Here is a 23,417-nt window from a genome sequence, read left to right as displayed (position 1 = left end):
AGTCGACTCCTTCACAGCGCCATTTCGATCAGGCAAGGACCACGGTCAGCCTTGGCATTGGCCAGCGCCCGTTGCAGTTCGGCATTGGTCTGCACCGTGCAGGCCGGGACCCCGTAACCTTTGGCCAAGGCCTTCCAGTCAATACGCGGGCTGTCGAGCACGGTCAGGCGCAGGGCTTGCGGGTCCATTTCAGTCATGCCGAAGCGACGCAGCTCGTTTTGCAAAATCGCGTAGCGATGGTTGGCGGCAATCAGGATCACCACCGGCAACTGCTCGCGGGCGATGCTCCACAGGGTTTGGATGGTGTACTGGGCACTGCCGTCCGATTGCAGACAAAACACGCTATTGCCGCGTTCTGCCAAGGCTGCACCGAACCCCACCGGAATCCCCTGGCCAATCGCGCCACCTGTATTGGTCAATACCCGATGACGCGCGGCGCGGGCGGAAGCGGTAAAGAACGGGTAGCCGCAGGTGCCGCCCTCGACCGAGACAATGCTGTCATGAGGCAGTGACGCGGCCAGCACTTGGCCGATGGATTGCGGTGTCAGCTCGGCATGGCCGGGCGGCAGTTCGATACCCTGCGGGGTCGGTACATACGCCGGCGCATTCAGGGCATCGGCCAACGCCGCCAGCGCGCCGGCGACGTCGTCACCGACTTCGGCCAACGTCAGCAGACGCTCACGTTCAGCGAGGCGCGACGGGATGCCTTCGTAGCCAAAATAACTGATGGGCTCCGGCACGCCTGCGCATACGACAAGGTCGTACTGCTCAAGAATTTCAATCGCCACTTCCGGGAAATACGGCAGGCGATCCAGGTCCGGCAAGCCACCGCCACGGTAGCTCAGGCGCGGAAAGGTCTCGGCAAACAGGCGCACACCGGGCAGTTGCGCCAGGCGCCCCGCTGCTTCGAGGCCCGCGACCGACAAGCCCTCATCGCCGACGATAAACACCAGGCGCTGACCGTCACGCAGTGCCTGCGCCACGGTTTCGACCCGGTCACCGGCAAATCGGCGCACCGGCGCGCGCAACGGGTTGAACACACCGTCATGCTTCACCGCGTGGGCTTGCAGGTCCATGGGCAGAATCAAACTGGCGATCTGACCTTTGGCCTGCCAGGCCGCACTCACCGCTTCCTGCAAGTCTTCACCGATACCCGCCGCCGTGCGCGAGGTGCGCACCCAACCAGAGACGGTGCCGGCCAAGGCCTGGATGTCACTCGCCAAGGGCGGATCGTAGTTTACATGCCAGGAGGCGTGGTCGCCGATGACGTTAACGATGGGTGTATTGGCCCGACGCGCGTTATGCAGGTTGGCGATGCCATTGGCAAAGCCTGGGCCCAGGTGCGTCAGGGTCATCGCCGGTTTGCCGGCGATGCGGCCATAGCCGTCCGCCGCACCGGTACATACCCCTTCGAACAACGACAACACCGGCTTGAGGGCAGGTGCGCTGGCCATGGCCGCCACCAGCGGAATCTCGGTGGTGCCCGGGTTGGCAAAGCAGTACTCGATACCGCTTGCCGCTGCCGCATTTACTATCAGTTGCGCGCCATTCATTGTCAGCCCTCTCGCTTGAGCGTTTTCTTTGGTGAGATTTATCACACACAGGAACACTTCAAACAAGTTATTTCTACTTAAAATCTCTTATTTTGAGATTTAAGTGATATTTAAATCCGAAAAGCTTAGTGTGTCGACCTGCAGGGTCGGGCTTGCTCGTGAATGTGGTTTGTCAGTAATTTCCATCACTGGCCCACCGCTTTCGCGAGCAAGCCCGCTCCCACATTGGATCTGCGCTGTTTTCGCCTATAGTGCTTACCCGCGTGCCATCCCTTCTCTAGGAACGAAATGAGCAGCCTGAGTAAATTGCTGAATGTCCTGGACCTGTTCGGTCCAGCGACGTTGAAGATCGACCCGGACACCATCGCCGAGCGCATGGGCCTGTCGCGCGCCACCGCGTATCGCTATGTCAAGGAGTTGTGCGACGCCGGCCTGCTGACCCGTGTGGATGCCGGCCACTACGGCCTGGGGCCGCGCGTGATCGAGCTGGACTGGATGATGCGCCAGTACGACCCCATCCTTCTGGCGGGGCGCGAGCTGATGCACGAGCTGTCGGCGCAGACCGGCTTGGCGGTGTTCGCCAGCGTCTTCTACGACGGGCGCATCATCAACACCTACATCGCCGAACCCACCGACACGTATCACTTCTCCTTCGGGCGCGGGCATCCGCTGCCCTTTTTTCGCGGCGCGCAGTCCAAGGTATTGATCGCCTTCCAGAAAGGTCGACGCCTGCAGCGCCTGTTCGAAGAGCATATGGCCAGCGACCCGGACAGCCCCTACGACTGGGCCAGCTTTGCCAAGGCCACAAAGAAGATTCGCAAGGATGGGTACTGCATGACCCACGATGAACTCAACCTCGGCCTGACTGGTATCGCCGCGCCCATCATCCAGCCAGATATCGACGAGGTGATCGGCAGCCTGTCCGCCGTCGGCAGCACCCAGAGCTTCAAGCTGCTGCGTCAGGAAACCGTGATTGAAATGGTCATGGACACCACCCGCCGGATTGCCGAGAACCTGCGCAATCCGCCGGGCGCCGCCGCGTCCTGAGGTTCAGGCGCGACCGCAGCAGTGGTGGGCTAGAACGGCACGGCGATGGTCAACTGGCTGTAAACGTTGGTGCCGTCGCCGGCGACCTGGTTGCCCCCGGTGGTGGCGTCCTGCTTGGGCTTATAGAGGCCGATCAGCGGCGTGACGATCAGGTGCGGGTTGACGGCCCACTCGGCGTATACATCCAGCTCCCGAGCATTGAGGTTCAGCGCATTGCTCTTGCGTACGGTGTCGAAGTCGAAGTACAGCGCACCCAGGGTCAGGTTTTCCAGAGGCGTGGCCTTGAGGGCCACGTGCTGGATGCTGGTGTTGCTGTTGAACGGCCCGGCATAGTTGCCCGCGACTTCGCCTTGCAGCCAGGTGCCATAGCCGGTGCTCAAGCCGGTGAACAGCGAATCCCACTGCTGTGAGTAGCGGGTGTAGCGGTAGCTGACCTTCGGCGTCCAGGCGACATCGGCAAAGGTGTAGCCAGCTTCGCCGTACCAGGCTTTTTCGGGGCCGGTGTTCTTGTCCTGCCAGGCATACTCGAACGCCAGGCTGACATTCGGCAGGCCTGCGTCGCCTTCGCCGCGCACGCTGTAGACATTCATGCCCTTGCGCTGGCGCTGAAAATCACTGGACCAGCGTTCGTTCACATCGATGCCATGCACCCAGGTCAAGCCCAGTGTGCCGGGTTTGGTGGTGTAATCCAGAGTACCGGCGGCCACTTCGGTTTCAGCCTGGGCGCGGTTATCGGACTTGAGCCACAGCAGACTGCCGTGCAGGCCATCCTTGCCGCCCAGACGCAGGAATGCGGTTTGATCGAAGGCGTGCCGCGCGGCCAGATAATACGCACCGCCACGGTTCAACGTGCCATTGGCCGGGCCCTTGCCCAGGTTCGGCCCGTCGTCGTTGATCAGGAAGCCACTGCCGAGCTTGACCACCTGGCGACCGCCGGAAATATCCACGCCGTCCTTGCCCAGGGCCGGAAACAGGTCGCCTGAGCGCCAACCCAGGTACGCATCTTCGATTTTGGTGGTGCGTTCGCTGCCCAGCGTATTACCGGCCGGGTCGCCGTCACCCCAGGTCGCGGAACTGACCAGCGCGAAGGCGCCATAGGCGGTGCCATGGCCGGCCAGGGACTGGTCGCCACTCAAGCCATACTTGATGAAACCTTCGCGCCAGGTGGAACCGCCCGACGTGCCGTCATAGTTTTTGCGGCTGTTGAATATGCCGAACACGGCCGTCATGTCGGCATTCAGATGCCGGCTCTCATCGCTGTACAACTCATAGGCCTGGGCCTGGCTGATGGCGCAAAGCGTCAACGTACAGGCCAACGTACCGCTGAGAAATGACGTGGAGGGATACCGCATGATCGAAGCTCCTTGGTGTGCGCCTTTGAGAGGCTGTCTTAGTTGTCGAGGCGTGATTCGGCTGCGCGCTTGTTGACGAACAGCAACTGCTGGCCGGTGAATTCCAGTAACCCTTCAAGGCCGAACTCGACGCCAAACCCAGACATCTTGCTGCCGCCGAACGGCGTGTTCGGCTGAATGCGCGCGTGGCAGTTGACCCAGGCCACGCCACTCTCCAGACGGCTGGCCAATGCCTGCGCCTGTTCCACGTCCGGGCCCCAGACCGAACCGCCCAGGCCCATGTCGCCGGCATTGGCGCGGCGCAACACATCCTCGACATCCTGATAAGCGATCAGCGGCAATACCGGCCCGAACTGTTCCTCGTCGACCAGACGCTGGCCATCGCGCACATCCGCCACCAGCGTGGGCGGGTAGAAGAACCCGGGGCGATCCAGGCGTGCGCCGCCACACAACACACGCGCACCGTGTGCCCGCGCATCGGCAATCAGCGCGTCCACCAGTTGCAGTTGATCAAGGTTCTGCACCGGGCCGAAGTTGACGCCGGGCTCCAGCCCATTACCGACCACCTGGCGCTCGGCAATCCGCGTCAGGGCCTCGGCAAACGCCTGGTACTGGGATTCGTGAATGTACAAGCGCTTGAGTGCGGCGCAGGTCTGGCCCATGTTGAGGAAGGCGGCCTGGAAGATCTCTTCGGCCACCTCCTCCACCGACGTACCCGGCAATACAATCGCCGCGTCGTTGCCGCCCAGTTCCAGGGTCAGGCGCTTGAGGTTGGTGGCGGCCCCGCGCATGACGCTCTGGCCGGTGGCTGTGGAGCCGGTGAATACAATCTTCTGGATCCCCGGGTGCGACGTGATCGCGCTGCCGAAACCCTGCTCGCCAGTCACGCAGTTGATTACACCGTGGGGCACATGGCGCCCGATGATTTCGACCAGGCGCAACGTGCTCAGCGGCGTCAGGCTCGATGGCTTGCTGATCACGCAGTTACCCGCGCGCAGCGCCGGCATGATGTGCCATACGGCGATCATGAACGGCCAGTTCCACGGCGTGATGGACGCCACCACACCCAACGGTTTGCGGTGCAGTTCGATGCGCTGGGTCGGGGTTTCTTCCACCAGCTCCACGGCGATCTCCTGCCCGGCAGCGTAGCGGGTCCAGGCGGCGGCGCCCATGACTTCGGAAAACGCCAGCTCAAGCGGTTTGCCTTGTTCCTGCACGATCAGCCGGGCCAGTGCATCAGCGTCTTTTTCGATCGCATCGGCAATCGCATTGAGGTGCTCACAGCGCTGCCCATGGGTACTGTGGCGCCAGGTCTTGAAAGCGGCCTGAGCGGCGGCCACCGCCTCGTCCAACTGGGACAGCGAGCCGGCCGGGCATTGTGCGAATGCGGCGCCGGTCGCCGGATTGATCACGTCAAACTGGCCGTTTTCACCGGCAACCGAAACGCCGTTGATGAGCATCTTGTAATGGTGCATATGCAATTTCCTTTAACGCAGACGAGCCCTACCGCAGAACGGCAGCGAACAATTCACAGGAGAGAGGTTTCGAACCAGGCCTTAGAGCTTGTGGCTGCCCAGGGCCAGGAACCGCTGCGGCGACACCTTGCGCAGGCGCGCGGCGAGATACAGGCCGCCCAGAAGGGCTGCGGGAATCACCGCGCACAAGCTGTAGGACAAGAGTTGGCTGGCCCCCGTCAGCACATCGAAATGCGCCACCGCCAGTACCAGCACGCACAGCAATGCCAGGCACGACAATACCGGCAGAATGCGCCCGCGCAGCGGGCCGACCTTGAGTTCGGGGTGCCGATGGAAATACACGCAGATCGCGAACGAGGTCATCGCCATCAGCAGGATCACGCACAGGGTTGCCAGGTTGGAGAACCAGGCGAACAGTTGCAGGATTGGGTCGGCGTCCATCGCGGCGAAGATCAATACCACCACGGCCGCGATCAGGCTCTGCAAGGCAGACCCCATGTGCGGGCTCTGGTGCACGCGGTGGGTGGTGCCCAGCACGCTGTGCAGCAAGCCGTCACGGCCGATGGCGTAGAAGTAGCGCGCCGCCGCGTTATGGAACGCCAACAGCCCGGCGTAGATGCTGACCATGAACAGCACGCGAATGATCTGGGTCAGGTGCGGGCCGACGAAGTGATCGGACATGCCGTAGATAAAGGTGGTGGGGTCTTGCATGGCTTGCAGCATCGGCACGATCTTGTCCGCGCCCACACCCACTACCATCGACCACACCGACAGCGCATAGAACCCGCCGATCAGCAGCACCGAACTGTAGGTGGCGATCGGGATGGTGCGCTGGGGGTCTTTCGCTTCTTCCCCGTAGATGGTGGTGGCCTCGAAGCCGATGAAGGCGGCGAAGCAGAACAGCAGGCCAATGGACGGAGTGCCGCTGAACACATGCTGACGGGTGAACGAGTCGAGATTGACGCCGCTGTCACCCCCGGTTTTCAGAATGGCAAAGTCGAGGATCAGGATCGCTAGGTATTCGGCGATCACCACCAACGACAGTACCCGTGCCGAGAGGTCGATCTTGCGATAGCCGAGAAACGCGATGCTGGCCATCGCCATCAGCGAATAGGACCACCAGGGCAATATCACACCCGCCACGCTCTCCATGGTGCCGGCGACCACGCCACCGAACATGCCATACAGGGCGATCTGCAAGATGTTGTAGGCGAACATCGCCAGCACTGCCGCCGAGCCGCCGGCCAGGCCGCCCAGGCCACGGGAGGTGAAGGCGTAGAAACCGCCGGCGTTGGTGACATGGCGGGACATGGTGGTGTAACCCACCGAGAACGCCAACAGCACCAGCAAGGCCAGCAGCAGTAACGCTGGGGTGCCGGCACCGTTGCCCAGCATGATGCCGATCGGGAAACCACCGGCAATCACACTGAGCGGGCTTGCCGCCGAAATCACGAAAAAGATGATGAAGCCGACACCCAGGGCGCCACGCTTGAGCTCCGTAGAGCTGTTGACCGGGAGAGTTACGCTCATGTTATTGACCTTATTGTATGAGGCAGTCGCTGTGGGGTGGCCCCGATCCAGGCGCTATCGGTGCCGGGTAGCGCTTTTATTCTTGAGGTTGCACGCTGGATTCGATCCTATGCCCGCCCACATAACCCTCGCTATCCCAAATCGGTAACATCGCGGCCAGCGCCCCAAAACAGGTCAGGGCCGACTTATTCCCCCGCCGATTTGGGATAACGGCGCGGGTGCGCGCTCGTGCATGCTAGGTTCACCCGCCCTATGCCTGGCTGACCTGAAGTTGCCGGCGTAGGCCATTCAATTATCGAGCCCACCCTATGCCCTCCAAACGCCGCTGGCTGATCCTTGTCATTATCTCCAGCGATTGTTGCTCATCGTCATTGATAGGGCCGTGCTGTACACCGCCTTGCCCGACCTGACCCCGATCCCGCTGACGTTCAGCGAAGAGCGCGAACAGGCCATGGCATTTAGTATCTGGTCGTTTGTGGCCTCCGGCGGGGCGGCGCTCGGCCCAGTCGTGAGCGGCTTGCTGCTGGAGCTGCCGCTGTTCGGCATACCGCGATAATCACTGAATTACCGAACCGGCCTTGTTAAAACCCGAGACCGGGCGATATAGGACATACCAATAAGAAGTCAGTGGCCCAGGCCAACTGATGGTCAACAAGCACGCTGTTCACCTGCGAGATACTCCGATGCTCGACGCCCTCTCCATCCGTTTGAAAATCATCCTGCTGTCCGGCTTGTGCCTTCTGGGCGTCATCGGCCTTATCGTCAGCCTGAACCTCTATCAGAGCAACCAGAACAACCGGTTGATCAGTGCGTCCAGCAGCAAGATGCTGACCGAGAGTGGCGAGACGCTACTGCTGGCCAAGGCCGCCGAGCAGACGGGGAACCTGCAGCGGGTCTTCGGCAACAGCCTGCTGCTCATTACCGCCCTGTCCGACCAGGCGGCCCATTTGCGCAACATGGCCGCCCAGCGAGGCTTGCCGGCCGCGACGTTGCGTGAGGAGCTGAACCAGAGTCTCAAGGCAACCTTCGAGCGCAATCCGCAGATACTCGGGCTGTGGCTGGTTTTCGAGCCGAACGCGCTGGAGGGTCAAGACAGCGCATTCGCCAACGACGCCGCGCGCGCCTCCAACGAAACCGGGCGCTTCGCCAGTGCCTGGAACCGGGGCGCTGGCGAAGCGGTGAACATCCTGATTCCCGAAAGCGATTTGCAGAAGACCGAACTCAGCATCAGCGGCACCCCCTATAACAGTTGGTACACCTGCCCGCGAGACACCCGGCGCACCTGCCTGATGGCGCCTTATGCCGACACCCAGGCCGGGCAAGTACAACTGATGACCACGCTGTCGATGCCGTTGATTGCCGATGGCAAGGTGATCGGTGCCCTGGGTGTGGACCTCGCACTCGGTGCCCTGCAAGCAGCGGCAAGCGATGCCCAGCGCATGCTGTTCAACGGTTCGGGAAGCATGCTGATTGTGTCCGACAGCGGCGTGCTCGCGGCCTACAGTAAGGATGCCGGCCAGGTTGCCAAGCCGCTCAGCGTCACATTGGGTAAGGAAAGCAAGGCGATACTCGCGGCATTGACGCAAAAAAAACCGCTGGTGCTGGCCCAGGATGATTTGATCCGCGCCGTCTACCCCGTCGCGCCTATCCCCGACGCGCCAGCTTGGGGAGTGGTCATTGATTTGCCCAAACAGGTATTGCTGGCTGACTCGGTAGCGCTTCAGACCTTGCTTGACCAGACCCAAACCCGCGACACGCTAGAGTCATTGCTGGTGGCCATCGGCGCCGGGCTGCTGGGCCTGCTGCTCATCTGGTTCACTGCCTCCGGGGTGACGCGCCCAATCAACAGTGTCGCGCAGATGCTCAAGGCGATTGCCAGCGGCGACGGCGACCTGACCCAACGCCTGCACTACCGCAAGAAAGATGAACTGGGCGAACTGGTGAACGGGTTCAACCGTTTCCTCGACAAACTGCAGCCCACCGTCGCGCAGATCAAGCAGAGCATTACCGATGCGCGCGGCACCGCCGACCAGTCTTCGGAAATTGCGCGGCTGACCAGTGAAGGGATGCAGGTGCAATTTCGCGAGATCGATCAACTGGCAACCGCCTCCAACGAAATGAGCGCCACCGCCCATGAAGTCGCCCATAGCGCCTCGAGTGCCGCCCAGGCAGCACGCGGTGCCGACCAGGCGTCCAGGGAGGGCATCACCCTTATCGAGCGCAGCACCCAGGACATCAATGCGTTGGCCCGCGAGGTCAGCAAGGCCGTGACGGAAGTCGAAGCCCTGGCGGTCAACAGCGAGCAGATCGGTTCGGTGTTGGAAGTGATCCGCAGCATTGCCGAGCAAACCAACCTGCTGGCACTCAACGCCGCGATCGAAGCGGCGCGCGCCGGCGAAAGTGGCCGAGGTTTTGCGGTGGTGGCCGATGAAGTCCGCAACCTGGCCAAGCGCACCCAGGATTCCGTCGAGGAAATCCGCATGGTCATCGAACGTATCCAAACCGGCACGCGGGGCGTGGTGGCGACCATGCATTCCAGCCAGACGCTCGCCCAGGACAACGCCGGGCAGATCCATCAGGCCGTGCAGGCGCTTGGCAAGATCAGCGACGCGGTAACGGTGATCAGCGACATGAACCTGCAGATTGCAAGTGCCGCAGAGGAGCAAAGTGCGGTGGCCGAAGAGGTCAATCGCAACGTCTCGACCATCCGTGGTGTGACTGAGACCTTGACGGAACAGGCCGCAGAGTCGGCGCAGATCAGCAGTCAGCTCAACGCACGGGCCAATCAACAGATGAAGCTGATGGACCAGTTCCGCGTGTAACACACGGCGGTATGGCGGCGCGTGATGTCTGGGACGGTAATTCGGCGAACAGCGCATGGTACTCAGCCGCGAAATGGCTGAGGTGGTAGAAGCCCCACTGGGCTGCGGCATCGCCAATCGAGAGATGCGCGGCCTGAGTGGACATCAAGGTGCGGCGTACGCCATTGAGCCGCACACAGCGCAGGTAGTTCAGCGGCGTGGTCTCGGCCACGGCGCGAAAGCTGTTCTGCACCGTGCGCCGGCTGACCTGGAGGCGTTCGCACAGTTCGAACACACTCGGCACGTCGAACTGCCCGGTGGTCGCCATGCGATGGCATTTCTCGACGATAAAACTGCGCGTGGAGCTGCTCGTGCGCTGCTGCTTATCGCAGGCCGGATCGGTCATGAGCTGCACCAACTCGCCGAGCATGGCCTGCTCCAGCGCCTCGTCGTGTTGTCGCTCCTGAAGGCTGTCGTGAGTCTCGCTGGCCATGGCCTGGGCGAATACCGTGAGCAAGCGCCGACGGGCATCGGCGAAACGCTGGCTGGAAACCCGGATCACCGGCTGACGCAGCAACAGGCTCACATCCTTGGCCGAAGCGGTTTGCGCCAGCGCCTGCTCGAACAATTCACGCTCGAACGTGATGGACAGCAGTTGCATGCCCATCGGCATATGAAACATGAACTCTTCGCCACCGCGCAGAAAAAACAGGCTGCTGTCGTCCACCTCCCGCCCCTGCATCCGCATCGAACCAGGCACGTTGATCGGCACCGCGAAGCACATCTTGCCGCGCGGTGCAACGCCGTGCTGCACGACACGCTGATTGATCTGCTCAAGGAAAACGTGGCACCCGCCGGTGGTCAACTGCATCAGCGAACTCTCGGTCGAGCCTGCGGTTAACTGGCTGTAGTCCTGGTTCCACTGCTGCACGTTGGCCGCATGAACGTGAACATCCTTAAAATGACCGATGCTGTTATTTCTCATAATGAGCAATATCCTCGGATATTTTTTATTCTAAGGTCGCTTTATTTGGCGATATTCTCACATAAAGCAATTAATGCAAATTTCGCGAAAGGTTCAGCTCATTCGACCTCACCTGCGTCGGCGCACCCATGTGCCGATTCGGGCTACCAGCCTGACCCGCGTCACGCAGATGATCAGGCCACATCAATCAACATCGCAGAGAATCCGTCATGAGTGAAGCCAAGCTTGCAGCCTTGCATTTCGCCGATGCACCGCGCATCACCTCCAGCACGCTCCCCGGCCCCAAAACGTGCGAGGCCCTGGCGCTTTCGGCGCGTACCGAGTCCATGGCACGCGGCGGCGGGCGCATGCCGATCGCCATGGACCGCGCCTTCGGTGCGACCTTCAAAGACCCGGACGGCAACACCTATATCGACCTGTCCGCCGGCGTCGGTGTCAGCAGCGTGGGCCGCTGCCACCCCAAAGTGGTGCAGGCGATTCGCGAACAGTCCGAAGTGCTGATGCATGCCCTGGAAATCAACAGCACCCGGCGTACCGAGCTGGCTGCCAAGCTGTCCGAAATCGCGCCCGAGGGTTTGCGTGGCGACTGCATCACCTTCTTCACGCAAAGCGGCAGTGATGCACTGGAGGCGGCGATCAAGTTCGCCAAGCGCATCACCGGGCGGCACCAGATCATCGCCTTTCACGGCGGCTACCACGGCGTGTGGAACGCTTCGGGTTCGCTGACCACCGGCACGGCCTACCGCAAGGGTTTTGGCGCCCAGATGGGGGGCGTGATTCACGCGCCCTACCCTTACGCCTACCGCTTCCCCTTCGACACTACCCACAAAAGCGCCGAGCAGATCGCCGGCGAGTACATCGACTACCTGTTGAACACCCCGTACACCGCCGCCGATGACGTGGCTGCCGTGATTGTGGAGCCGGTACAGGGCGAAGGCGGCTACGTGCCCCCGTCGCCGCAATTCCTGCAACTGCTGCGCAAGGCCTGCGACCGCAGCGGCACATTGCTGATCGTCGATGAAGTGCAGTCCGGCGCGGGGCGCACCGGCAAGATGTGGGCGGTCGAGCATTCCGGCGTGAAGCCCGACATGCTCACCTTCGGCAAAGGCATCGGCAGCGACCTGCCCATGGCCGGCCTGATCATGCGCTCGGACTTGGCGGCGCAGATTCCCGACGGCTCCATGCCCAATACGTTCGCCGCCAACTCGTTGTCGGCCGCCGTGGCACTGACCAACATCAGCATCCTCCAGGATCCTGAACTCGACCTGCTCAACCGCGCGCACACCTTGGGGCTAGAGGCACAGGCGCATATTCGCGGCTTCAACAGCCCGTTGGTCGGTGAAGTGCGCGGTCGCGGCCTGATGATCGGCATCGAACTGATCGAAGACCCGCTCACCAAGGCGCCCCTGGCGGGCGAGAAGATCGGCCAACTGATGGGCTATCTGCTCAACCACGGCGTGCTGATGATTCCCTGTGGCCGCTACAGCAACGTGATGCGCGTAATGCCCTCACTGACGATCTCGCGAGAGCTGTTCTTCAAGGCACTGGACATCTTCGGCGACGCCCTGGCTTCCCTCAAAGCATGATCTTGCCCACTAATCGAGGACCGCAAAATGACTGAGCACTTGAATCATTTCATCGAAGGTGCGTCCTGCGAAGCCTTCGACCGTCGTCGCATAGACCTGGTCAACCCCGTGACTGAGCAGGTGTACGGCAGCTCCGCGCGTGGCACCAGCGAGGACGTGGACCTTGCCGTGGCGGCTGCACGCCGACAACTTGAAGGCGGCGAGTGGAGCCAACTCGACGGCGCCAAGCGGGGGCGACTGCTGTCGAAACTGGCCGACCTGGTCGAACGCGACAGCGAATTGCTGGCCGATATGGATGCCGACGCCATTGGACGCTCGCCGATCGAACCACGTCGAATGGACCTGCCCAACGCGATTGCCAACCTGCGCGCCGCCGCCGGCTGGGCCAACCAGCTCGAAGGTCGGACCATTCCCACCGGTGGCTACTTTGGCACCAAGACCCTGTCGTACACGGTACGCGAGCCCGTGGGCGTAGTCGGTGCCATCGTGCCCTGGAACTCGCCGCTGATGATCACCGTGTGGAAGCTCGCGGCGTTGCTCGCGGCTGGCTGTACCGTGGTGGTCAAGCCTTCGGAAGAAACCCCGCAGTCGGCCCTGCACCTGGGGCTGCTGGCGCAGGAAGCCGGCTTCCCGGACGGCGTGATCAACGTGGTCACCGGCTACGGCAACGAAGTCGGTCGCGCCCTGTGCGAGCATCCGGATGTCGCCAAGATCAGCTTCACCGGCAGTCCCGAGGCCGGGCGTGAGATCCAGCGCACGGCTGGTGTGTTGTTCAAGCGCGTGGCCTTGGAACTGGGCGGCAAGAGCCCGCAGATTGTGTTCGACGATGCCTCCTTCGACGACGCCCTGCGCGGCTGTACGCTCGGTCTGTTCGCCAACCAGGGCCAGGTGTGTGCGGCCGGTTCGCGGATCCTGGTGCAGCGCAACCTCGCCGAACGTTTCGGCGCCGCGCTGGCCGAGGCTGCACAGGCGGTGAACGTGGGCGATCCTCGCGAGCCCGGCGTACAGATGGGTCCGGTGGCCAAGAAGGCGCAATTGGATCGCGTCAACCGCTACATCCAGCTGGGCATCGACCAAGGCGCAACGCTGCTGGCCGGCGGCGTCTCGGCCCCTAAGCAGGGCTGGTTCGTGCGTCCGACGATCTTCGCCAACGCCCGCAACGACATGGAAATCGCCCGGGACGAGATCTTCGGTCCCGTCGGCACGCTGATCACGTTCGACAGCGAAGACGAAGCGATCGCCCTGGCCAACGACAGCAGCTACGGCCTCGCGGCCACGGTCTGGACCAGCGACCTGGCCAGAGCGCACCGTGTCGCGGCGGCGGTGAAAGCCGGCGCCGTGGGTATCAACTGCTGGAGCCCATTGGACGCCAACCTGCCTTGGGGCGGCGTCAAGACCAGCGGTATCGGGCGTGAAGGTGGGTTCAGCGGCGCACTGGCCTACACCGAGGAGAAAGTCATCACCGTGCTGCTGCCGGTCTGAGCGCAGCCCCTGTCCTGACCGAGCCACCCTCCAACGTTGAGGGTGGCCATTCAACCGTGCATCGCTCCGTGGAGAGCCTGATATGAACCCAATAGATCAACCGACAATCGATCGGTACCCGACCTCCCTGCGCGTGTTGCACTGGGTGCGTGCCGTGCTCGTCCTGGGCCTGCTGTGGGTCGGCTGGCACATGACCGGCATGAATGATGAAGTGGCGAGCAAATACGAGCTCTACTACCCGTGGCACAAGTCCTTCGGGGTGTTGACGTTCCTGGTGGTCCTGACTCAGCTCGCCGTGCGTTTTCGCACCCCCCATTTGCCGCAGCCGCTGGAAACCCTGGCGGGGTATGAACGGTTTCTGTCACGCCTGACGCAGCGCATGATGTATGTGCTGCTGGTGATCGTGCCGTTGATGGGCTACTCCATGTCGAGCACCTACACGATGAGCGATGGGGTGTTCTTTTTTGGGGTTAACCTGCCGGAGCTGTTGCCAAAGAATGACGATTGGTTCGCGGTGTTCCAATGGCTGCACAAAGTCCTCGCCTATAGCTTGCTGGTGCTGATCGTGCTGCATGTGGCGGGCGCCCTCAAGCATCGCTTCTACGACCGGGACCCACGCAACGACGTCTTGCGCCGCATGCTCTGACGGAATAAGACCATGTGTCCGTAGCGTAAGAAAACGGCCATGCTGCGTGGTCCGGCGGCGCAGGCCCTCGCAGCACCTCCGACCCGCTGCTTCGCCGGCTGTATAAAGGCAACAAAATCGGGACCACCAAATGATTGCGACTTGCTGAGGAGATAGAAATGACAGCTTCTCGATCACCATTTGATCGCGGTTTATCCTCATGCCCATCGCCTAGAATTGCGACAGTCGTTGCGCAGTGAGTGCACGCTGTCGGGCGACGGTGCAACGGATTATTTATTCCACTAAGAGGTCAGTCTGGCTTCAAAAGCCCTGCTCAGGTAGTTGCGGGTTGTTAATAATTGGGTACGTCAAATTGTCGTCAGTCATTGAGACATAACGCTCAGTGAACTCATGAGCCGTCATAGGACGACCATAGAGGTAGCCTTGGCCCTCTTCGCATAAATAATGCCGCATCAGACTTTCCTGTTCGCGTGTTTCTATGCCTTCCGCAGTGACCTGAAGATTAAAGCCGGCAGCCAGCCTGACAACAGCCTCGATGATGACTTCATCTTTTTTACTACGTTCGACGCCACTGACAAACGAACGGTCAATCTTAAGCCGTGTGACCGGGTAGTCTTTCAGAAGGCTCAAAGAAGCATAGCCTGTGCCAAAATCATCGAACGCAATGCCTACACCCAACGAGCGAAGGTAGCGTAGGGGCTCCATAATTCGCTGTTCGTTTCGCAAAATTATATTTTCTGTAATCTCCAGTTCGAGTGCGCTCGCCGGTAAAGAAAAGTCGTTAAGCGCACTTTCAACCGTTTCAGCAAAGTCGCGCGTACGAAACTGAGCTGCGAACAAGTTGACGCCGATCCTGAAGCCGTCACAGCCGATATTTCGCCAATGAGCTGCCTGTTCACAGGCTGAGCGCAATATCCACTCGCCCACCGGTACCGCTAGAAGGCCTGCTTCTAGTACAGGTAAAAAAACCGCTGGAGACATGACACCCAGTGTTGGATGGTTCCATCGTATAAGAGCTTCGGCCCCAGTAATCACGCCATCTGCAAGGCGTACCTGGGGCTGGTAGTACAGTTCAAATTCTTTGTTCGCCCATGCCTGACGCATTGATGAGCTGAGCGCTCCTCTCTTTGACGCGGTGTGTCGATGCTCGGAGGTGAACATACGAACAAGGGATCGCCCGTCAGACTTGGCTTGATAGAGCGCCAAATCCGCGTTGCCTAGCATTTGCTCCCCATCGTAATCAGCGCCTGATCTCATCGACACGCCAATACTGGCTCCGATATAAATAGAATTATCTTGAAACTCTATAGGTTCCTCAATAAGTGCGATGAGCGCCAAACCAAGCTCAATCGCTTTGTGCTCATCGGCAATCTCTGCCATGAACACTACAAATTCGTCCCCACCCAGACGGGCCACCATATGACACGTCGGTACGCGTTTGCGAAGACGACTTGAAGTCACCCTGAGGACAAAATCACCCGCCGCGTGGCCTAACGTGTCGTTAACATCCTTGAAACCATCCAGGTCGATCAGAAGAATTGCCGCTGCTATCTGCGCGTCACACGCCTCCTTAATCCGCTGCTTAAGTGTTGATCGATTAGCGAGGCCTGTCAGATGATCGTACTCAGCAGCGTGCTTCAGTAGTTTTTCCGCCGCTACACGTTTTGTGACGTCACGGATGATCGCCCCAACTTGTGCCTCGCCGGCTTCAGTCCATTGTGAGAGAGAGAGCTCGATGGGTATTTTATGGCCGTCACGATGCAGGGCCGTCAGGTTGACGGATTTTCCGATGATGCTGGTTGGGCCGCCTGAGACTACCCTCGAAAAACCTGCATGATGTCTGGAGCGCATCTCTTGCGGAATAATGATGTCGAGAGTCTTTCCAACGGCGTCTTCGGATCTATGCCCGAAAATAAGCTCGGCCGAATTATTCCACGAGGTGATTTGATTTTTGCTGTTTGAGCAAATAATGGCATCGGGTGAAGTCGACGTGATATTCATGAACCGAGTGAGGCTATCCTCGTTCTTGAGTTCGAGCCGACGTAACTCCATTTTTTCAATAACGATGACGGCCAAGTCCTGAAGAACAAGCTGGTCACGTTCTGAAAATATCTCTCTTGGCTTATTGTCGATCAGGCATAAGCTACCCAGCATATGCCCCGTGGCCGTTACCAGTGGCGCCCCCGCGTAAAAGCGAATATGGGGAGCTCCGACAACCAGGGCGTTTGATCTAAACCGCTCATCCTGCAATGCATCAAGTATCAAAAAAACGTCACGACCCATGATCGCATGATTACAAAATGAGACGTCACGACCTGTTTCACACACAGCGAGGCCAACACGTGCTTTGAAGAATTGTCGGTCGCGGTGTACCAAAGAAATCAGGACGATGGGTACATCAAAAATCCGAGATGCCATTTGGACGATCTGATCAAATTCGTGCTCAGGTGGCGTATCCATCAGCTCGAAAGCATTCAAAATCTGAATGCGCTCTTCATCATTATCACTGACTGGGTAAGTACTCATTTGAGGTTATCGCTAAAAGCTGACCGCACATAGAAAGCGACGCGATTGGTATGGATCGCTGCTACTTCAGCATCGCTGCAAATAAGCTGCAAAAATAGGCTCACATCATGAAAAAAAAAGAAAATTCTGTACATTTCAACACCTGTCCGCAGCGTATCGGCAGCTATTTCGAGCGGCTCATCATCTGTATCGTCAAAAAAACGGATATCTGTAGAAATCTCTTTCAGCGCGCAGGCGTGCGGGATGAGCGCGCATCGGGCCGAGACGCGACGCATCGACGTCATATTCAAACACGATGAGCACCTTGATCAGTTCAAAGTTGATGAGCATCGAAACAGGCTTCGCCTCAATCGAACCCCTCCCGGCAAGATGGGTCTGCTCTTGTATCACTCTCGGGAATAGATCCAATGTCCACGCAACACAGCCTAGTAGTACTCGCTCGCGGCGGATACGCCGCTCGAGGCGTGCTTTATTTGATCATCGGTATCTTCGCGCTGCTGGCAGCACAGGATTCGACAAAGCCGAAGGACAGCCATAAGAGCCTGGAAGCCTTGCTTGGCCAGCCATTCGGCTATTTTTTGGTTGGGCTTGTGGTGGCAGGTCTGCTCGCTTTTGCTGGTTGGCGCGTCCTGCAAGCGACGCGTGATGTCGATCATCACGGCACAGAACTCAAGGGTTTGGTTATTCGAGCGGGCCTGTTTTCCGGAGGTGTCTTCAACGGTGCTTTAGCGTTTTTTGCACTCGGCCTCCTCATGAGCGGCATTCGAAGCTCGGGCAATTCAGGAGGGCAAACCCAAGATTGGCTGGCGCATCTGTTGTCTTGGGAATACTCGAACGTGTTGGTGTACGTGATCGCCCTCATTCCACTTGGCGTTGGAGTGGCTCACATCATCAAGGGATGGAAAGCGTCATTCGAGAAATACTTTAACGCCGATGAAGACGTCATGCGCTACGTCCGGCCAGTGTCTCGGTTCGGTCTCATAGCTCGTGGCGTCGTGTTTATAGAGATTGCGTTACTACTGGCAGTCAGCGGTTCTTCCTATCAAGCCATGGACCCACCTGGTATGAAGGAAGCGCTCGACGCGCTCCAGAACCTCCCGGGTGGATGGTTGATTTTGATGGTGATGGCCTTGGGGCTGATTGCTTTCTCGGTTTACAGTTTTTCTGAAGCGTTTTGGCGCACGATAAATATGGATGTGCCAGGCGTACCGAAAACGTAGTTGAAGCCGTTACGACGAGTGTTTTTTTGCACTTCACATCGGTTGGTAGCTAGACGCCACGGCGGCTTCTATGCAAATCCTGAATAGCCCCAACGCTCGAATGGCGTTAGCATCCTGCCCATTGGGTTTAACGATCAGGGTCGTACTGTGGAAAAGCTAAATCGCCTTCAAAGCGGAATCGAAGGGTTGGATGTACTGCTCAAGGGCGGACTGGTCGCTGGGGCCTCTTATATCATTCAGGGTCGCCCTGGGTCCGGCAAAACCATTCTGGCCAACCAGCTTGGGTTCCACCATGCGCGCAACGGCGGGCGTGTCTTGGTTGCCACGCTGCTGGCCGAATCCCATGACCGGCTGTTCCAGTTCCTGTCGACCTTGAGCTTCTTTGACGCAGCCCGGGTGGGCGCAGAAATTCAGTTCGTCAGCGCGTTTGACACACTGGAAAACGAAGGTCTTGATGAAGTGGTCAAGCTGCTACGGCGCGAAATCAGCCGGCAGAAGGCAACGGTCTTGGTCGTAGACGGTTTACTCAACGCGCGCTCCAAAGCCGACTCCCCGATCGATACCAAGAAATTCATTTCTGAACTGCAAGGTCACGCCGCCTTTGCCGGTTGCACCGTCCTGTTCCTGACCAGCTCGCGATTGGATGACGGTAGCCCCGAGCACACGATGGTCGACGGTGTAATCGAAATGGGTGAGGCGTTGTTCGGTACGCGTTCGGTCCGGCGGATTCAATTGCGCAAGACCCGAGGCAGCGGCGCGCTGACCGGCCTGCATGAGTGTGAAATCACTGACGACGGCCTGATGGTCTATCCGCGTCTGGAAAGCCTCTATAGCTACCCTTCTTCACACGACGACGCCGACCTCACGCGTATCCCCAGTGGCATCGGGTCGTTGGATGAGATCCTGCATGACGGCCTGCACCGTTCCAGCGTCACGCTGGTGATGGGGCCATCAGGGATCGGCAAGACCACCCTGGGCCTCAAGTTTCTGGCTGAGTCAACGGTGGAGTCGCCCGGCCTGCATTTTGGTTTCTATGAAAGCCCTCAGCGCTTGCGCCTGAAGGGTGAGTCGTTGGGCATCGATATCAAACAGCTGGAACACAGTGGAGCGCTGACGATCGCCTGGCAACCGACAACCGAAGGTTTGCTCGACGGGCTGGGTGCACGTGTGTTGCGCGTCGTCGAGGAGAAAGGGATCAAGCGTCTGTTCATTGACAGTTTGAGCGGGATGACCCGTGTGTCGAATAATCCCGCGCGCATCACCGACTTCTATAGCGCGCTGATGAATGAGCTGCGTTGCAGGGGCGTCACGGTATTTGCATCCATCGAGATCCACGACCTTGTCGGCTCCGAGGTCAGCGCACCGGCCTCTGAACTGTCCAGCATTGCCGACAACCTGATGTTGATGCGCTTCCAGGAAATTCAATCTGAACTTAAGAGGACGCTTTCCATTCTTAAAGTGAGAGACAGCTGCTACGACACCTCATTGCTTGAGGTCGTTATCCGTGACCAAACCGTTGAACTGAGAAAGGTTTTCCGACATGCATCCTCAGTTCCCGCACACTCTGCGCTGCCAGGCTCGGCATTATAAGTACTTGGGTAGGTTGAATTGACATGTCCACCATCCTTGTCGTCGACGACGAATACTTGATCGCCGATATTCTCGGCTATGCGCTGGAGGATGAAGGATTCATGGTCGTTAAGGCCGGTAATGGTCGCAAAGGCCTTGAAGTGCTGGAGCGCGAGCGGCCAGCGTTGATCATTACCGACTTCATGATGCCCGTTATGGACGGCCTCGAGTTCGCCACGGCCGTACGTGCGCTGCCGTCGCTCAATCACTTGCCTATTATTCTGGTGAGTGGTGCGCAAGCCCATGTCGGCATGGAAAGATCAGACTTGTTTGATGCAGTGCTGGATAAGCCCTTCAAGATTGATTTGATCATCGCCGAAGTACGACGCCTGTTGACCCCTGCTTGAATGCCGAACCTTTGGCAGGTGTCGGCGATGCAGCGAAGGCGCCCTCCTCTTGCCTGTGCGTTTATCGCGCTGGATGGGCGCTCCGGTTGATCAAAACTCCGTAATCACAGTGACAACGGCAACTTCGAACCTGTCCATATTCATTAACGCGTCTATGGACTGTTCCAGGAAGCGGTATGCGTTAAACGCATACGGCTTCCTTAAACGTCATAATCCCCTGTTTCCTGGCGTGTTAATCTCGCACCACCACGAATAGACATTGATCGTCACTCGACGATGACCAGAACCAGGAAAGAACATGCCGAAACTCTCTCACTCAGCCTTGCGCCGCAAATTCCGTGAATTGCTAGCCACCCCAGCGTGCGTTGAAACCGCCTCCGTATTCGACCCAATGTCGGCGCGTATCGCCGCCGACCTGGGTTTCGAAGTCGGCATCCTTGGGGGCTCGGTCGCTTCGTTGCAGGTACTGGCCGCACCCGATTTCGCGCTGATCACCCTGAGTGAGTTCGTTGAACAGGCCACCCGCATCGGTCGCGTGGCCCAGCTGCCGTTTATCGCTGACGCTGACCACGGCTATGGTAACGCGCTGAACGTAATGCGTACTGTCGAAGAACTTGAGCGCGCCGGTGTGGCCGCGTTGACGATTGAAGACACGTTGCTGCCGGCGCAATTCGGGCGTAAGTCCACTGACCTGATCTCCATTGAAGAAGGCATCGGCAAGGTGCGGGCTGCGCTGGAGGCACGGGTTGATCCAGAGCTGTCGATCATTGCCCGAACCAACGCGGGCGTGTTGCCGACTGAAGCGGTTATCGAGCGGACCCTGGCTTATCAGAAAGCCGGTGCCGATGGGATTTGCATGGTGGGTGTCAGTGACTTCGAACACCTGGAAAAGATCGCCGAGAACCTCACCGTACCTCTGATGCTGGTAACCTACGCCAATCCCAAACTCAACGATGCCCGGCGTCTGGCGAGCCTGGGTGTACGCGTAGTGGTGGCTGGTCACGGCGCTTACTTTGCCGCGATCAAGGCTACCTATGACAGCCTTCGTGCCCAACGCCAACTGACTCACAGTACGTCAAACCTCAGTGCCACCGAGCTGACGCACACCTACACGCTGCCGGAAAGCTACGTGGCCTGGGCGCAAGAGTTCATGGACGTCAAAGAGTAATCCCCAAGCCGGAACGAGGGGATTCCCCTCCTCCCTCTTCACAGAGTTACCGCTATCAGCCCACCCAGCCCACCGCGGTCTTCGGAATCACTTCCGATTCATCCAGCTTCGACGCAAACATGCTCACGGCCTCCACCGCGTCGCTGGTGCTGGTGCGAATCTGCAGGATGACCGAGCCCGCCTGATCGGCCAGGTTGACACCGCGTTGGGCGCCTTCCTGGGTGGCGTTCATGCTGGTGACGGCGTCGCGGGTTTCCGAGAGGATCATGCCGATCATCTCGGCGATTTCCGCCGTGGAACGGCTGGTGCGCCCGGCCAGTTGCCGCACTTCATCGGCCACTACCGCAAAGCCGCGCCCTTGATCGCCCGCACGCGCCGCCTCAATAGCAGCGTTCAGCGCCAACAGGTTGGTCTGATCGGCGATACCGCGAATGGTGTTGACGATAGCGGTGATCTGCTCCGAACGATCGCCCAGTTGCCCGACCAGTCGCGCAGAAGCGCCAATGTTGTCGGCGATGCGGCGCATCTCACTGGCGGTTTCCTGGATCACCTGGGTGCCATGCTCGGCAAAACGCTCGGTTTCGGACGAAATATGGTAGGCCCGTGAAGCGCCACGGGAATCTTCCTCGAACTTCTCCACACGCTCGGTGATGTCGCTGGCGAACTTGACGATCTTGATCAACTTGCCGTCGCCATCGTAAACCGGGTTGTAACTGGCCTCCAGCCATACCACACGGCCATGTTTGCCCAGGCGCTTGAACTGCCCGGTGAAAAATTCGCCATTGTTCAGGCGCCCCCAGAAGTCGGCATATTCACCGCTGTTGACCAGGGTCGGTTCGCAAAACAGGCGGTGGTGTTTGCCTTTGAGTTCCGCCAGCGAATAACCCATCACGCTCAAGAAGTTGGCGTTCGCGTCCAATACGTTGCCGCCGAGGTCAAACTCGATCACGGCCATCGCCCGGTCCAGCGCGACCAGTTTGCTGGAAGCGGCCGCTTCCTGTTCCACTTTGGCGGTGACGTCCAAGGCGTACTTGACCACTTTCAGTACCTGGCCGCGTTCATCCAGGACCGGGTTGTAGCTCGCTTCCAGCCAGACCGTCTTGCCGTTGGCATCGACCCGCTTGAAGGTGCCTGACACAAATTTGCCCGCCTTCAAATCACTCCAGAATTGGCTGTAGGCCGAACTGCTGGTCAGCGCCGGCAAGCAAAAGTCGCGGTGGGATTTGCCGCTCAATTGAGCAGCGCTGTAGCCCATGGTCTTGAGAAAGTTATCATTGGCCAGCAGCACCTTGCCATTGAGGTCAAATTCGACCACGGCCATGGAGCGTTCCAGTGCGACGATCAGTCCTTTGTACTCGGTGGATTCGGCCTTCCTGGCCGCCAGTTCTGTTTTGAGTGCTTTATTGAACATGACGTACCCTCAGCCGTGCGGAAAACTGATTTCTTTATTGGCTATCGGCTGCGTAATACGCGACTTGACGGGGAAAAAAATTTTATTTTCTGGCGCCAGATTATTGCTGGAGCCCCCGTCATTCAGGGCTTTGCGTCGAGCAGTGCCAGTGTGCTGTTCCGCCGCTGGGCGTAGTTTGCCCCTGCTGTCGTTTTCGAGGACCATGGGCGCCTTTCTGAACCTGCCAACGCGAGGCGCCCATGGCCAACCACGACCTGCACTACACCCCTGATCCAGATGCCGACTCGATTTCATCGGATGTGATCGGCTTCAACGGCATACTGGTGTCCACCCAGATCCCGACCCGCGCTGATGGCAGCCTGGAACTGGGCGACATCACCCTGCAAAGCGAATGCACGCTAGAAGCCTTGAAGGTCGCGCTGGAAAAGGCTGGCAGCTCGATGGACCGGGTGATGCACTTGACCATCTACCTCACCGACATGGCCGATCGCGCCGCTTTTAATGAAGTCTACAAACGCTTCTTCGCCAAGCCCTGGCCCGTGCGCGCGGCGGTGGGTGTGGCGGCGTTGGCGGTAGAAGGCATGCGTGTGGAAGTCACCGCGATGGCTGCCAAGGCCTAAGCCGCACTCGGTCAACAATGTGGGAGCGAGCAAGCCCGC

Annotated in this window: 17 protein-coding genes and 3 pseudogenes; 11 read left to right on the top strand and 9 right to left on the bottom strand. The window is 59.4% G+C overall.

The features are described 5' to 3' along the window. Positions 1-11: 11 nt before the first annotated feature. The gene (locus AACY30_RS18640) at positions 12-1,553 is read right to left on the bottom strand and encodes an acetolactate synthase large subunit (RefSeq protein WP_339469913.1); all 1,542 of its coding nucleotides are present in this window, start codon (positions 1,551-1,553) and stop codon (positions 12-14) included. Positions 1,554-1,841: 288 nt separating this feature from the next. Between AACY30_RS18640 and AACY30_RS18635 the strand changes: the two genes are divergently transcribed. Further along, a complete protein-coding gene (locus AACY30_RS18635; RefSeq protein ID WP_339457066.1) occupies positions 1,842-2,600 on the top strand; it encodes an IclR family transcriptional regulator in 759 nt (252 codons plus the stop codon). Between the two features lie 29 nt (positions 2,601-2,629). Here the strand turns inward: AACY30_RS18635 and AACY30_RS18630 are convergent, their stop codons facing one another. The 3 genes from AACY30_RS18630 to AACY30_RS18620 form a co-directional block, all read right to left on the bottom strand. Then, positions 2,630-3,952, bottom strand: coding sequence for a hypothetical protein (locus tag AACY30_RS18630; RefSeq protein ID WP_339540911.1), 1,323 nt, complete (start codon positions 3,950-3,952; stop codon positions 2,630-2,632). 38 nt (positions 3,953-3,990) lie between these two features. Next, the gene (locus tag AACY30_RS18625; protein ID WP_339469918.1) at positions 3,991-5,427 is read right to left on the bottom strand and encodes an aldehyde dehydrogenase family protein; all 1,437 of its coding nucleotides are present in this window, start codon (positions 5,425-5,427) and stop codon (positions 3,991-3,993) included. An 81-nt stretch (positions 5,428-5,508) separates the two neighbouring features. Beyond that, positions 5,509-6,957, bottom strand: a complete 1,449-nt coding sequence (locus AACY30_RS18620; protein ID WP_339457061.1) for an APC family permease — start codon at positions 6,955-6,957, stop codon at positions 5,509-5,511. Positions 6,958-7,265: 308 nt separating this feature from the next. On the opposite strand from AACY30_RS18620, the pseudogene AACY30_RS18615 reads away from it, so the two are divergent. Then, positions 7,266-7,486, top strand: a pseudogene (locus tag AACY30_RS18615) (hypothetical protein); the annotation flags it as partial. 154 nt (positions 7,487-7,640) lie between these two features. Next, entirely contained in the window at positions 7,641-9,779 is a 2,139-nt protein-coding gene (locus AACY30_RS18610; RefSeq protein ID WP_339540910.1) for a methyl-accepting chemotaxis protein, read from the top strand. Here the strand turns inward: AACY30_RS18610 and AACY30_RS18605 are convergent. Beyond that, complete coding sequence (locus AACY30_RS18605) at positions 9,727-10,743, bottom strand: helix-turn-helix domain-containing protein (protein ID WP_339469920.1); 1,017 nt, start codon at positions 10,741-10,743, stop codon at positions 9,727-9,729. The genes AACY30_RS18610 and AACY30_RS18605 overlap by 53 nt on opposite strands. A gap of 209 nt (positions 10,744-10,952) precedes the next feature. Between AACY30_RS18605 and AACY30_RS18600 the strand changes: the two genes are divergently transcribed. From AACY30_RS18600 to AACY30_RS18590, 3 genes are all read left to right on the top strand, one after another. Beyond that, positions 10,953-12,329 carry an aspartate aminotransferase family protein gene (locus tag AACY30_RS18600; protein WP_339469921.1) on the top strand — a complete coding sequence of 459 codons (1,377 nt, stop codon included), beginning with the start codon at positions 10,953-10,955 and terminating at the stop codon, positions 12,327-12,329. A 27-nt stretch (positions 12,330-12,356) separates the two neighbouring features. Continuing rightward, positions 12,357-13,811, top strand: coding sequence for an aldehyde dehydrogenase family protein (locus tag AACY30_RS18595; protein ID WP_339540909.1), 1,455 nt, complete (start codon positions 12,357-12,359; stop codon positions 13,809-13,811). A gap of 82 nt (positions 13,812-13,893) precedes the next feature. Then, positions 13,894-14,457, top strand: coding sequence for a cytochrome b (locus AACY30_RS18590; protein ID WP_339469923.1), 564 nt, complete (start codon positions 13,894-13,896; stop codon positions 14,455-14,457). A 300-nt stretch (positions 14,458-14,757) separates the two neighbouring features. Here AACY30_RS18590 and AACY30_RS18585 read toward each other — a convergent pair whose 3' ends face one another. Together AACY30_RS18585 and AACY30_RS18580 are read right to left on the bottom strand one after the other, a co-directional pair. Further along, positions 14,758-16,983, bottom strand: a complete 2,226-nt coding sequence (locus AACY30_RS18585; RefSeq protein ID WP_339540908.1) for a putative bifunctional diguanylate cyclase/phosphodiesterase — start codon at positions 16,981-16,983, stop codon at positions 14,758-14,760. Further along, positions 16,980-17,273, bottom strand: a complete 294-nt coding sequence (locus AACY30_RS18580) for a hypothetical protein (protein ID WP_339540907.1) — start codon at positions 17,271-17,273, stop codon at positions 16,980-16,982. The genes AACY30_RS18585 and AACY30_RS18580 overlap by 4 nt, the downstream gene beginning before the upstream one ends. A gap of 117 nt (positions 17,274-17,390) precedes the next feature. On the opposite strand from AACY30_RS18580, the gene AACY30_RS18575 reads away from it, so the two are divergent. The 4 genes from AACY30_RS18575 to AACY30_RS18560 all read left to right on the top strand — a co-directional run bounded on the left by AACY30_RS18575 (position 17,391) and on the right by AACY30_RS18560 (position 21,347). Next, complete coding sequence (locus tag AACY30_RS18575; protein ID WP_339469928.1) at positions 17,391-18,203, top strand: DUF1206 domain-containing protein; 813 nt, start codon at positions 17,391-17,393, stop codon at positions 18,201-18,203. A gap of 147 nt (positions 18,204-18,350) precedes the next feature. Beyond that, positions 18,351-19,793: an ATPase domain-containing protein gene (locus tag AACY30_RS18570; protein WP_339540906.1), complete on the top strand. Its 1,443-nt coding sequence runs from the start codon at positions 18,351-18,353 to the stop codon at positions 19,791-19,793. Positions 19,794-19,816: 23 nt separating this feature from the next. After that, positions 19,817-20,179, top strand: coding sequence for a response regulator (locus AACY30_RS18565; RefSeq protein ID WP_065873108.1), 363 nt, complete (start codon positions 19,817-19,819; stop codon positions 20,177-20,179). A gap of 298 nt (positions 20,180-20,477) precedes the next feature. Continuing rightward, complete coding sequence (locus AACY30_RS18560; RefSeq protein ID WP_339469932.1) at positions 20,478-21,347, top strand: isocitrate lyase/PEP mutase family protein; 870 nt, start codon at positions 20,478-20,480, stop codon at positions 21,345-21,347. 55 nt (positions 21,348-21,402) lie between these two features. Here AACY30_RS18560 and AACY30_RS27560 read toward each other — a convergent pair. After that, positions 21,403-21,879: pseudogene (locus tag AACY30_RS27560) on the bottom strand (methyl-accepting chemotaxis protein); the annotation flags it as partial. Positions 21,880-21,990: 111 nt separating this feature from the next. Further along, positions 21,991-22,668, bottom strand: a pseudogene (locus tag AACY30_RS27555) (PAS domain-containing protein); the annotation flags it as partial. A 329-nt stretch (positions 22,669-22,997) separates the two neighbouring features. Between AACY30_RS27555 and AACY30_RS18550 the strand changes: the two are divergent. After that, complete coding sequence (locus AACY30_RS18550; protein WP_339420219.1) at positions 22,998-23,378, top strand: RidA family protein; 381 nt, start codon at positions 22,998-23,000, stop codon at positions 23,376-23,378. The last annotated feature ends 39 nt before the right edge of the window (positions 23,379-23,417 follow it).

The sequence above is a fragment of the Pseudomonas sp. RA_5y_Pfl1_P24 genome (assembly GCF_963970945.1).
GTDB lineage: Bacteria > Pseudomonadota > Gammaproteobacteria > Pseudomonadales > Pseudomonadaceae > Aquipseudomonas > Aquipseudomonas tritici.
This window is presented reverse-complemented; position numbering and strand designations above follow the sequence as displayed.

What these genes read in the sequence shown, in the direction of transcription:
- AACY30_RS18565 (WP_065873108.1), top strand. Translation starts at nt 19,817, where the DNA reads ATGTCCACCATCCTTGTCGTCGACGACGAATACTTGATCGCCGATATT.
- AACY30_RS18625 (WP_339469918.1), bottom strand. Translation starts at nt 5,427, where the DNA reads ATGCACCATTACAAGATGCTCATCAACGGCGTTTCGGTTGCCGGTGAA.
- AACY30_RS18605 (WP_339469920.1), bottom strand. Translation starts at nt 10,743, where the DNA reads ATGAGAAATAACAGCATCGGTCATTTTAAGGATGTTCACGTTCATGCG.
- AACY30_RS18620 (WP_339457061.1), bottom strand. Translation starts at nt 6,957, where the DNA reads ATGAGCGTAACTCTCCCGGTCAACAGCTCTACGGAGCTCAAGCGTGGC.
- AACY30_RS18590 (WP_339469923.1), top strand. Translation starts at nt 13,894, where the DNA reads ATGAACCCAATAGATCAACCGACAATCGATCGGTACCCGACCTCCCTG.
- AACY30_RS18640 (WP_339469913.1), bottom strand. Translation starts at nt 1,553, where the DNA reads ATGAATGGCGCGCAACTGATAGTAAATGCGGCAGCGGCAAGCGGTATC.
- AACY30_RS18630 (WP_339540911.1), bottom strand. Translation starts at nt 3,952, where the DNA reads ATGCGGTATCCCTCCACGTCATTTCTCAGCGGTACGTTGGCCTGTACG.
- AACY30_RS18560 (WP_339469932.1), top strand. Translation starts at nt 20,478, where the DNA reads ATGCCGAAACTCTCTCACTCAGCCTTGCGCCGCAAATTCCGTGAATTG.
- AACY30_RS18610 (WP_339540910.1), top strand. Translation starts at nt 7,641, where the DNA reads ATGCTCGACGCCCTCTCCATCCGTTTGAAAATCATCCTGCTGTCCGGC.
- AACY30_RS18600 (WP_339469921.1), top strand. Translation starts at nt 10,953, where the DNA reads ATGAGTGAAGCCAAGCTTGCAGCCTTGCATTTCGCCGATGCACCGCGC.
- AACY30_RS18595 (WP_339540909.1), top strand. Translation starts at nt 12,357, where the DNA reads ATGACTGAGCACTTGAATCATTTCATCGAAGGTGCGTCCTGCGAAGCC.
- AACY30_RS18585 (WP_339540908.1), bottom strand. Translation starts at nt 16,983, where the DNA reads ATGAGTACTTACCCAGTCAGTGATAATGATGAAGAGCGCATTCAGATT.
- AACY30_RS18575 (WP_339469928.1), top strand. Translation starts at nt 17,391, where the DNA reads ATGTCCACGCAACACAGCCTAGTAGTACTCGCTCGCGGCGGATACGCC.
- AACY30_RS18550 (WP_339420219.1), top strand. Translation starts at nt 22,998, where the DNA reads ATGGCCAACCACGACCTGCACTACACCCCTGATCCAGATGCCGACTCG.
- AACY30_RS18635 (WP_339457066.1), top strand. Translation starts at nt 1,842, where the DNA reads ATGAGCAGCCTGAGTAAATTGCTGAATGTCCTGGACCTGTTCGGTCCA.